The sequence below is a fragment of the Aeromonas sp. A35_P genome, from assembly GCF_002259925.1.
Lineage (GTDB): Bacteria > Pseudomonadota > Gammaproteobacteria > Enterobacterales > Aeromonadaceae > Aeromonas > Aeromonas dhakensis.
This window is the reverse complement of sequence record NZ_NEVB01000046.1, coordinates 1-11,085: the sequence shown is the minus strand read 5'-3', so window position 1 is coordinate 11,085 and position 11,085 is coordinate 1. Positions and strand designations below refer to the sequence as shown.

Here is an 11,085-nt window from a genome sequence, read left to right as displayed (position 1 = left end):
GCCTGGGCAGGCGCGCTATTTTCCATCACAAGAGTATCCACGTTACACCCTCAAATATGATTCAAAATGATAATGATTATCAATTTGTATTTGTGCGGCGGTAAAATACTCGCTTTGAAATCCCCCGGTCAATGGGATTTTTATGCCGATAAAACTGGAACTTATCTGTGGATATTGCCCGTCGTGGCCCGCCGTGCAGGGCCGACTCCTCTTGCCCGTATGAGCACCGCCGCCAACACCCCATATGGGGCTGCGACAAAAACCGCGAACTCACCGCCCACGCTGGCAGCGAGCGCCATTTACCCCTAAGATGGCGCCATCTTCATGACCATTGTCTCAACCCACGGGATCCTCGATGTTAAAGCACCTGCTTCTGCTCCCCCTCAGCCTGCTGCTGGCCGCCTGTTCACTCACCCAGTACAACGTCAGCGAAGGGGAGATCAACCAATACCTCAAAGAGAGGGTCGCCTTCGAAAAACAGCTGGGGATCCCTGGCATCATGTCGAGCAAGATCCGCCTCGATGAGATGCAAAGCCGCATTGGTCGCCGCCAGGCCGACCGGGTCGAGCTGGATGCCGCCGGCGATCTGCAGGTGACGAGCCCGCTGGGCAGCCAGCAGATGAAGATCCGCTTCTCCCTGAGCGCCCGCCCCGACTACGTGGCCGAGCAGGGGGCCATCTATCTGCGCGATCTCGAGCTGCTCTCGGTCAAGACAGAGCCGGCAGACGTGGGCACCGCCCTCACTCCGCTGCTGCCCACCTTCAACCAGTCGCTCTCCCTGTTCCTCTCCCAGACCCCCGTCTACCGGCTCGACGGCAGCCGCCAGAACGAGGCGCGGATCAAAGATAAAGTCGAGGCGCTCAAGGTGGAGCCCGGCCGGCTGGTCATCCCCTTCAAGCTGCTCTGACCCCCAACCGCGCCCCTCCTCTCTTCAACCCCAGGGGCGCGGTTTTTTCTTCTCAAGCTCCCCCCTTTGCCTCATAATGCACACCATTCTCATTTAGATTCATGAGAAGCGTCATAATAAAATCAAACATATGGTGAGAAGGGACATGAGAAAAACCGTACTGGTCCAGGCGATCGCCTGCGCCCTCCTGAGCGGCGCCGCACACGCCGCCGTCAAGGTAGAAGACAAGACATTCAACACCGCCGCCAACATGCTGGCCTACACCGAATTCGAGCTCTCCGGTGAGCCGCTGGCCGAGGCCCTCGGTCTGGATCTGGATGTGCTGGACGCCAACCGCGCCGACGAGCCGACTCCGTTCGACTTCGCGGCTGGCATCGAATCCTACGAGTACTCCGAGGAGGCGATGTACGCCCTCAACTACCAATCCGGCATGGGCCCTCATTTGGTGAACGGGCCGCAAAACCTGGCCCGTGGCGGCACCATGGCCACCCTCGGCCAGCGGGTGCTGGCCATGGCCGATGCAGTCGGCTTCCCGGCCGATGAAGTGCCGCAGGGCATGTATCCCCTCTCCCTGCCCTACGCCTCTGCCAATCCGGAGTTCGCCCAGGCCGTCAACGCCACCCCGGTCAACGGTGACCAGATCACCATCAAGACCGCCAAGGGCAACGAGAAGAGCGTCAAGACCCAGGTACCGGCCTACTTCCGCGACTACGCCACCCTGCGCTGGAGCGGCAGTGACAACCTGCTGGTACCGGCAGCCGTGGGGGCATCCTGCTCAAGGAAGTGATGTGGTCCCAGGACTTCCTCGGCGGCATGCACGTGGCCGAGACCGATGAGGAGGTGGAAGCCGCGTCCGCCACCATGGATCAGGACGGCAAGCACAAGCTGGGGGTCTCTGCCGCCGACGGCTTCAACGGCATGATGCTGACCGAGCAGTCCATCGACAAGCTGGCCATCCTGCAGGGTCAGCTCGGCTTTGACGGCAAGCAGCTGGGCGCCAGGATCACTCCGCAATACGATCCGGCCAAGGGCATCGTCTACTTCCCCCATCAGGTGAAAGTGACCGAGACGGCCAAGAACGAGGTCGGCGCCATCGGCAAGCTGGAGGTGGTGGATGGCTCCGCCCAGCTGCGCGACGCCTGGATGATGCTGTGGCCGCTCTCCGAGTTCTACGCCTTCAGCGATCAGCGCAGCGCCAACACCAACCAGAACCCGGCCTTCCACGCCGTGTTTGACGGTGCCCCGTTCGCCGCCGCACCGGCCGCCAACAAGGGCAGCGATGCCGCCAAACTGGTGGCGGGTGACGATGCCTTCTCCCTGGCGCTGAACCTCTCCGGCATGGTGTTCAAGAACCTCAATGCCCTCCACTTCGAGCCCAAGGCCGGCACCCTGGTGGACAGCTGGCAGGCCGGCAAACAGGCCAGGCACGTCACCACCTTTGACGCCGCCTACAGCCTGGTCGCCCTGCAGATCTTCCAGCGCGCCCAGGATGCACTACCGGTGGGCTACGCGGCTGGCGACAATGGCGGGCTGAATCTGAAAACCGCCCAGGGCCAGCAGGCACTGGTGCTCATTCGCCAGCAGGCCGACTTCATCCTGGCCAATCTCAAGGGCAAAAATGGGCTGGTGCACGATGGGATCACCCTGGGTGGCAAGCTCGATGCCGGCCAGTCCATCGACGCCCAGTTTGCCGCCATCCGCGGCCTGACCGCCGCCTTCCTGGCAACCTCGGATGCCAAGTACCGCACGGCGGCGCGCGAACTGTTCATCGCCGCCGACAAGGCCTACTTCAACCAGAAAGCCGGTACCTGGCTCGCTGGCAAGCAGGGTGAATACACCCCCTGGACCCAGGCCGCCATCTCCGGCGCCCTGCGCTCCGCCATGCTGAACCTGCGCAACGAAGGCAGCGAGAAGGCCCCGGCGCTGGAGCTGGCCCAGCTGACCCAGCGCTACGTGAGCTGGTTCCGCGGCACCGTCAACGGCGGCATGCAGATGGCCGAGTGGATCGGCGACTCCGGCGAGAACGTCATCGAAGGGGCCGGTGGTGACACCGACGAAGATGGCGTCCCGCAAGTCACCGCCGCCGGTGGCAAGCACGGCACCGCCATGGTGATGGCCGCCAAGGCGCTGATCACCGAAAAATAATCAGCCACTGGCTGAACAGCAAAAGGGAGCCTTATCGGCTCCCTTTTTAGTTGTGGCGTCTGGCGTTGGCAGTGACATCACTCAAGCTTGGCCAGCATCTCCTTGGTTACCAGCACGATACCCTGCTCGGAGCGGTAGAAACGGCGGCTGTCCTCGTCCGCGTTTTCCCCCACCACCAGGCCATCGGGCAGCTTGCAGCCCTTGTCCACCACCACCCGGCGCAAGCGGCAGCCGGAGCCTATCTCTACCCCGGGGAAGATCACCGCCTGATCCAGGGTGCAGAAGGAGTGCACCCGCACATGGGTGAACAGCACCGAGTTGAGCACGAAGGAGCCGCTGACAATCGACCCCCCCGCAAACATGGAGTTGATGGTCATGCCGTGCTGGCCGTTTCTGTCCTGCACAAACTTGGCTGGCGGCGTCATGGTCTGGCTGGTCCAGATGGGCCAGTTTTCGTCATAGATGTCCAGCTCGGGCACCACGGAGGCGAGATCCATGTTGGCCTCCCAGAACGAATCCAGGGTACCCACGTCCCGCCAGTAGGGTTTTTGCCCCTCCTTGGCCCCCACGCAGGACATGGTGAACGGGTGGGCAAAGGCCTTGCCCTCCCCCACGATGCGCGGGATCACGTCCATGCCGAAGTCATGCTTGGACTCCTGGTTGTGGATGTCCTCCTCCAGCAGCTGATAGAGGTACTCCGCCTCGAAGATGTAGATGCCCATGGAGGCCAGGGAGACGTGCTCGTTACCCGGCATGGCGGGCGGATTGGCCGGCTTCTCCACGAAGGCGCGGATCTTGCGCTGCTCGTCGATGTCCATCACCCCGAAGGCGGAAGCCTCCGCGCGCGGCACCTCGATGCAGGCCACCGTCACCTTGGCGCCGAGGCGCACGTGATCGAGCAGCATGGCGGCATAGTCCATCTTGTAGATGTGATCCCCCGCCAGCACCACTATGTATTTGGGGCCGTAGTCACGGATGATGTCGACGTTCTGGTAGATGGCATCGGCGGTGCCGCGATACCAGTGCACCTCGTCCACCCGCTGCTGGGCAGGCAGCAGGTCGATGAACTCGTTCATCTGGTAGCGCAGGAAAGACCAGCCCGATTGCAGGTGACGCAGCAGGCTGTGGGACTTGTACTGGGTCACCACCCCCACCCGGCGAATGCCTGAGTTGATGCAGTTGGAGAGCACGAAATCGATGATGCGGAACTTGCCGCCAAAATGGACGGCAGGCTTGGCGCGGTTGTCGGTCAACTGCTTCAGGCGACTGCCCCGTCCCCCCGCGAGCACCAAGGCCATACTCTGGTTCAATAGTTGCCGTGCTTTGGCAGTATTTACGGGTTCTAACAACATAATTACCTCTGCCTTGTTTTGATCCATTCTCGATTCATCTTCGCCTGTTTCCGGCGTCATGAAAGTGGTTTCACTCACATTTAACTGATTTCAATTGGCCCTTTTCCAGGAGTTGAGCAGGATCGCATGCTTTGCGATGCGAGCTTGGTTAGAATTTCAGCATCAACGACATCATCAAGGATGACACCATGTTGAACAAGCTCGGGAGCAACCAGCTGATGGTGATGGCTCTCATCTGTGCTCCCCTGCTGATGCTGCAGGGACTCTGGCTCGCCTTCGTGAGCACGCCGCTCACCCTGCTGCTCATCCTCGCCACCAGCCTGCTCGGCTTTGGCCTGCTGATCCGGCTGGTGATGGGGCTGCAACAGGCAGACCGAGAGAGACAGGAGCAGGTGTGGTGCCGGGCTCTGCAACTGCGCGACCCCACCTGCCTGGAGACCCCGACAGCCCAGGCCGCCCTGCAGCAACTGCTCGCCCATTTCAACGAAGCCGAGCTCGATGCCCACCGCCAGATCAATGAACTGCACCACCAGGCGACCCAGGACGAACTGACCCAGCTGCAAAACCGTCACGCCTTTCGGCGCGACATGACCGAGCTGTTGCAACGGGATCAGGATACCCAGACCGCGACTCTGGTGCTGATCCGTGCCACCGAGCTTGGCAAGCTCAACGCCCAGCGCGGCTTTCAGTCTGGGGATGCCTACATCAAGGATATTGCCAACCTCATCACCAGGGTGGTGAACCGCTTTCCTGGCCATCAGGTCTACCGTATCTCGGGGGCCGACTTCGCCGTGCTGGTTCGGCCGGAGGCCAACATACCGCCTCCCCTGCTCGGGCGGGATCTGAAGATCGCCTTCGATCACTACCAGCAGGAGCATGAACTGGAGAGCGCCGCCTACTCGGGGCTGACCCGGCTCAGCAGCGGCCAGAAGGTAGAAGCCATTCTGGCCCGGGCGGATCTGGCGCTGGCCCGCGCCCAGACCGAGGCGGTCAACGGTTGGGCCATCCAGCAGGATGACAACGTGGTGGAGCTGCAGGGGCAGCATCACTGGAAGCTGGTGCTGACCGAGCTGCTGGAGCAGGAGCGGATCGACTTTACCTATCAGCCGATCCAGCCCATGCACCGCAGCATGCTGGCCTACAACGAGATCTACCCCCGCTTCAGCAGCACCGACGGTACCGTGCTGCCCACCGATACCCTGTTCGCCATGGCCCAGCGGCTGGACATGGTGATGCGGCTGGAGCAGATGCTGGTGACCCACTTCATGCGCCAGTACCGGGCCTTTGGCTCCAACCAGAGTCGCTGGGGCATCAACCTCTCCAGCAATCTGCTGCAAAACAGCGCCTTTCTGATCTGGCTGGACCGACAGCTGCTCAACGATCCCAACACCAGCGCCAACCTGGTGTTCGAGCTGGATGAGGAGCACCTGGAGCGCAACCCGACCGGGGCCAAGCGGGTGTTCGAGCTGCTCAGACGCAACGGCAGCCGCTCCGCCATCTGCAACTTCGGCAAGGGGATCGGCTCGTTCAGCCTGTTTCGCGAGCTCAAGCCCGACTACATCAAGCTGGATCCCGCCCTCATCACCGGGCTGGAGCAGGATCTCACCAATCAGCAGTTCGTGCGGATGATCGTCGACGTGTCACACCGGATGGGGTGCCAGGTGATTGCGGAAGGGGTCGAGCAACTGGGCCAGAAGCAGCTGCTGCAGGGCATGTATGTGGACGGGTTGCAAGGCTATCTCATCGCCAGGCCCCAGCCGCTTCGGCCGGACATCAGCCAGCTCGGGCTCTTTACTGAGGATGCTTCAACTTCAACAGAGTCAGAATGATGTCGTTGAGCTGGCGATAGCGCTCCAGCTCCTTCTGATCGTAGCGGGTCGCCAGGGCGGTGGGATTGTGGCGATTCTTGAGGTAACGGTTGATCTGCAGCCGGTTGAAGCCCGCCACCTGATAGACCTGCCCCAGCAGGGCATTGAGCTCCTCGTTTTCAAGACCGGCCTTGGCGAGGTAATCCTCCTGGGCCGGGCTCTCCAGCTGGCAGCTCTGCTTGGCGATGCGGCCGGTCTCCTGCAGATAGCTGAGCCACTGCTCCAGATAGAGCGGCTTGCAGCCCGCCAGCAAGTTGAAGAAGCCCACCGCATCGCAGCGGCAGTCGGTCAGCAGCAGTACCGCCAGTCGATCGTCATCACAGTGAAAGGTGACGGGGCCGCTCTGTCCCCAGTCCAGCGCCTGGACCCGGATCTCGGCCCGCTCCCCCGCAGCGCCGGTGACGTCGAATACAAACATGGATCCTCCCGCTCGGCAAAAGGTTGATGATGGACCATCCCCCCGACAGGTGCAAAGGCAAATCGCCTTTTCATTCAGTATTCTGCAAGCCGGCCATAAAAAAACCGACATCCTCTCGGATATCGGTTCTCATGACGCGGGCCAAGGCCCGGTTCAATGCAGCCTGGTTCAGGCGTCCAGTTCCACCAGCGCCTTGGCCAGCTCGATGGGTTCGAGCTCCTGCCCTTCCAGATCGGCGTTCCAGTTCGGGCCGACCAGCACGTCGTCTTCGTCCAGATCGTTGATCCAGATGTCGAGGAACTCTTCCAGCTCGATCACTTCCGGCTCGTAGTCGGCCCACTCGTCCACGCAGTGCAGACGGGCGTCCTCTTCGGCGGACCAGAGCGGCATCACGTCCGCATCTTCGAACTCGGCAGAGCGGCAGACCACCCAGTCTTCACCGTAGCGCAGACCCCACACCTGACCCGACTCGCGGACTTCTTCGATGAACAGTTGGAAATTGGCGTCAAGATTGTCAGTTAACTTACTCATGGGGCTCTCTCTTTAATCGGGTGCTGCGGCCACGGCAGTGCCGAGTGGCAATGCGGTGGCCAAATGGTGTCGCAAAAGCGACATGGACTCAAGCATCTTGGGGGTTATCACACAAAAAACTGCCCGATGGCGGGTTTTACCTGACAAAACGCCTCCCGAAGGAGGCGTTTTCAGCGCAGAGGGCGGGATCAACGCTCCCAGTACACCTCTTCCAGGCTGTCTTCCTTCTCCGGCAGACCGCGCGACAGGCGCGGGCTGCTCTGGGCCAGCACCTCGTAGCTCACCCGGTTGGCGTACTTGCACACCTGGGAGAGAGAGGAGTAGGTGAGGAACTCGGCCACATGCTTGGCGGAGTTGGGCACGGCGCTGCGGTGATAGGCGTTGGCCACCATGTCGTGCAGCACGGCGGAGAGTGCCCCATCCCCTGCCCCGTTGGTGTTCTTGATCTTCTCCGGCCCGCCCATATAGGGAGAGATGTGGGAGTAGATGCGCTTGGGCACGCGGCAGCCGCTGCGGGTCATGGGGCGGCTGAACTCGTACATGTTGAACTCGGGGATAACGCCGGGCAGCAGAGGCAACGTGGTCTCGCGCTTGAAGTCATCTTCGGTGTAGGCAGCCATGTAGAGCCCCACCGGACCTGCGGTGCAGAGCACCATGTCGGCCCAGTCCAGCGCCTTGTCGGCGGCGGCCAGGGGATCGGAGAAACCGGTCAGGGCCTCGCCCTCTTCCTCGTTCATGGCGAGCACGGTGACGTTCTCGCTGATGAAGTCGCGCCACCACTGGGGGTCGGACTCGATGACGAAGCGGGTACCCAGGGTCAGCACCACAGGCACGCCGGCCTCGCGGGCATAGCGTACCGCAGCCATGGCCGCGTCCTTCATCGGAGTCCCATCTTCACCGCGCACCAGGTAGGCGGTGATGACCAGGGCGGAGGACTCCTTGATGATCTCCTCGGGGATGTGGGCCACATCCAGATGGTCCATCTTGCCGGCGTTGATGCCAAAGCTGCGTTCGCCCCCTTCGGTGATGAAGGTGAAGCAGCGGCCGACCGGGCCGTCTACCGGTTGCAGGTAGTCGAGGTTGACTCGCGACGAGGTGTTGCACAGGTAGCGGTAGGCGTAGCTGCCGATGCGGATGTCCAGGCTCATGACGCCGAGCAGGATGGAGTGGGAGTCCGCCAGTACCGAGTAGTTGTGCATGGTGTTGCCGATGGTGCCACCGGCAAATTCGCTCACCACCATGTTGTTGCTCTTGAGCTCGTCGTAGATCTGCTCCGCCACCTCATCGGAGATGAGCATGGAGTGGCCGCGGCTCAGTCCGTAACGCTCTAGAAACGCCAGGTCAACGTGCGCTTCAATGTCGACCAGCGTCTGGTCAATCCCGACCACATAGGCCTTGCCCCGCTCCGAGAGCTCCGCACTCTGGGAGATGAGGGGATCACGACGATCCACAGGAAAGTAGTGTTTGGACTTGCGCTGACCGGGAAATTTCATGGCAATGTTCTTGTGCTCTGGGGGAAAGAGGGGCGGGATTTTAACACAATCCGCCGCGCCGAAAAGTCGCCTGATTAAAATATGAAGTCAGTATAGACAAGGGCTGCAGAGGAAAACGTTTACCATAACCCATCAAAAAACCACCTTGCGAGGAGGTGGTTTTGGGGGCGGAGAAGACTCAGCCGACGGCGAGCCCGCTGGCCAGCGCCAGCACCGAGAAGAGCCCGAGCGAGAGCCAGAAGAAGAGGGTGCCGAAGAGGCGCGGCATGTTCGGCGCCTTGGGGATCTGGATGCCGATGGCGTGCAGGATGCGCCCCACCAGCAACAGCACGCCGCCAAGGTGCAACCAGAAGGCACCTACTCCCGCCAGCTCGCACAGCGCCATCAGCAGCAGGGTGAGCGGCACGTACTCGGCGAAGTTGCCATGGGCCCGGATGGCGGCGCGCATCTCCGGCGCCTCCCCTTCCCCAATCATCACCTTGAACTGGGCGCGGCGCTTGACCACCCAGAAGGAGAGCAGCAGAAACAGCAGCCCCAAGAGGCCGGCGTAAATCAGGGTGATATGCATCATGATGACACTCCTTCTCCTTGGATAACGAACAAAACACGGCCCGCTCCGGGGTACGGCACGGGCGGCGTGTCGATCAGGCCAGCTCGCGGCAGATCAGCGACACCATCATGCGGATGTGGGCCTGATCGCTGTTGAGGGCCGGAATGTATTCAAACTGCTCGCCCCCGGCGGCCATGAAGATCTCCCGGTTCTGCACCTGGATCTCCTCCAGGGTTTCGAGGCAGTCGGCGGCAAAGGCGGGGCAGATCACATCGAGTCGCTTGATCCCGGTTGCCGGCAGACCACCGATGGTCACGTCGGTGTAGGGCTTGAGCCACTCCTCCTTGCCAAAACGGGACTGGAAGCTGGCGGTCCACTGGCTGGCCTCCAGCCCGAGCGCTTCTGCCAGCAGGGCAGCGGTGCGCCGGCACTGCTGACCATAGGGATCCCCTTCCCGCTCGTAGCGCTCGGGAATGCCGTGGAACGACATCAGCAGGTGCTCGCCCTGGCCGTGCTGCTCCCAGTGGCGGCGCACGCTCATGGCCAGCGCCTGGATATATTCGGGGTGAGCATGGTAATCACGAATGAGCCGCACCACCGGCAGGTTGCGCTCTTTTTTCATCGCCCGGCTCCAGCCATCGAACACCGAGGCGGTGGTGCTGACCGAATACTGGGGATAAAGCGGCAACAGGATCACCCGGTTGACCCCCTTGGCCTTGAGTGCCTGCCAGCCCTCCTCCAGCGAGGGGGAGCCGTAGGTCATGGCCAGCTCCACCGGCACCTCGACCCCTTCGCGCCTGAGCTCCTGCTCCAGCGCCGCGCGCTGCTGCTGGCTTATCACCATCAGCGGCGAGCCCTGCTCGGTCCACACCTGCTGATAGAGCTTGGCCACCCTGGGGGAGCGGGTCGGCAGGATGATGAAGTGGAGCAGCGGGCACCAGAGGTAGCGCGGCAGGTCGACGACCCGCTGATCGTGCAGAAACTGGCTGAGAAACGCCTTGACGGCGGCCGTGGTGGGCGCGGCTGGGGTACCCAGATTGACCAGCAAGATCCCGGTTTTCGTGGTCACGTTTGCTTCCTGTCTTTCTGTTGTTATGTCTTATATGCAAGAAAGGGCCCTGTCGGGCCCTTGTCTCAATGGCACATTGCCGCTGGCCCCTGGGGGACGATGGCAATGGCGGGCTTAGCCCAGGATGGTCGCCAGCTGCTTGCTGACCAGTTCCACCGGCTGGGTGCCATCAATCTTGACGTAACGGGTGTTGCCCGCTTCCGCTTCCTTGCCGTAGAAGCCGATGAGCGGCGCGGTCTGCTGATGGTACACATCCAGACGCTTGCGCACTGTGGTCTCTTCGTCGTCGGCACGGATCACCAGATCTTCGCCGGTCACGTCATCCTTGCCTTCCACTTTCGGCGGGTTGAACACCACGTGGTAGGTACGACCGGAGCCGGAGTGAACGCGACGACCGCTCATGCGCTTGACGATCTCTTCGTCCGGCACATCGAATTCCAGTACGAAGTCCACGGCAACACCGGCATCCTTCATGGCTTGCGCCTGGGGAATGGTGCGCGGGAAACCGTCCAGCAGGAAGCCGTTGGCGCAATCCGGTTGGGCAATACGCTCTTTGACCAGGCCGACGATGATGTCGTCAGAGACGAGCTGACCTGCGTCCATCACGGCTTTGGCCTTGAGGCCCAGCTCGGTGCCCGCCTTGATCGCGGCACGCAGCATGTCGCCGGTGGAGATCTGCGGAATACCGTGTTTTTCCATGATGAACTGAGCCTGAGTACCCTTGCCGGCACCCGGAGCCCCCAACAGAACAA

The 11,085-nt window shown here is 61.8% G+C and carries 10 protein-coding genes and 1 pseudogene; 4 read left to right on the top strand and 7 right to left on the bottom strand.

What is annotated here, in order from left to right; translation table 11 throughout:
- The first annotated feature begins 66 nt into the window (after window positions 1–66).
- From CAK78_RS22605 to CAK78_RS04190, 3 genes and pseudogenes are all read left to right on the top strand, one after another.
- Entirely contained in the window at window positions 67–309 is a 243-nt protein-coding gene (locus CAK78_RS22605; protein WP_141214120.1) for a hypothetical protein, read from the top strand.
- 46 nt (window positions 310–355) lie between these two features.
- A complete protein-coding gene (locus CAK78_RS04195; RefSeq protein WP_017784692.1) occupies window positions 356–907 on the top strand; it encodes a lipoprotein in 552 nt (183 codons plus the stop codon).
- Between the two features lie 145 nt (window positions 908–1,052).
- Window positions 1,053–3,052: pseudogene (locus CAK78_RS04190) on the top strand (hypothetical protein).
- A 77-nt stretch (window positions 3,053–3,129) separates the two neighbouring features.
- Here CAK78_RS04190 and glgC read toward each other — a convergent pair.
- The gene (glgC, locus tag CAK78_RS04185; RefSeq protein ID WP_094696467.1) at window positions 3,130–4,404 is read right to left on the bottom strand and encodes a glucose-1-phosphate adenylyltransferase; all 1,275 of its coding nucleotides are present in this window, start codon (window positions 4,402–4,404) and stop codon (window positions 3,130–3,132) included.
- Between the two features lie 188 nt (window positions 4,405–4,592).
- On the opposite strand from glgC, the gene CAK78_RS04180 reads away from it, so the two are divergent.
- Window positions 4,593–6,233 carry an EAL domain-containing protein gene (locus CAK78_RS04180; RefSeq protein ID WP_094696465.1) on the top strand — a complete coding sequence of 547 codons (1,641 nt, stop codon included), beginning with the start codon at window positions 4,593–4,595 and terminating at the stop codon, window positions 6,231–6,233.
- Here CAK78_RS04180 and CAK78_RS04175 read toward each other — a convergent pair.
- The 6 genes from CAK78_RS04175 to adk form a co-directional block, all read right to left on the bottom strand.
- A complete protein-coding gene (locus tag CAK78_RS04175; protein ID WP_017765835.1) occupies window positions 6,196–6,690 on the bottom strand; it encodes a hypothetical protein in 495 nt (164 codons plus the stop codon). The two genes, CAK78_RS04180 and CAK78_RS04175, sit on opposite strands and share 38 nt — an antisense overlap.
- Before the next feature lie 168 nt (window positions 6,691–6,858).
- Window positions 6,859–7,221 carry a DUF2750 domain-containing protein gene (locus CAK78_RS04170; RefSeq protein ID WP_005301823.1) on the bottom strand — a complete coding sequence of 121 codons (363 nt, stop codon included), beginning with the start codon at window positions 7,219–7,221 and terminating at the stop codon, window positions 6,859–6,861.
- A gap of 188 nt (window positions 7,222–7,409) precedes the next feature.
- Window positions 7,410–8,714, bottom strand: a complete 1,305-nt coding sequence (locus CAK78_RS04165; RefSeq protein ID WP_094696464.1) for an inosine/guanosine kinase — start codon at window positions 8,712–8,714, stop codon at window positions 7,410–7,412.
- 178 nt (window positions 8,715–8,892) lie between these two features.
- A complete protein-coding gene (locus tag CAK78_RS04160) occupies window positions 8,893–9,285 on the bottom strand; it encodes an MAPEG family protein (protein WP_017765837.1) in 393 nt (130 codons plus the stop codon).
- 73 nt (window positions 9,286–9,358) lie between these two features.
- Entirely contained in the window at window positions 9,359–10,333 is a 975-nt protein-coding gene (gene hemH / locus CAK78_RS04155; protein ID WP_141214119.1) for a ferrochelatase, read from the bottom strand.
- 114 nt (window positions 10,334–10,447) lie between these two features.
- On the bottom strand, window positions 10,448–11,085 hold a 638-nt coding region (gene adk / locus CAK78_RS04150; RefSeq protein WP_141214118.1), incomplete at its 5' end, for an adenylate kinase.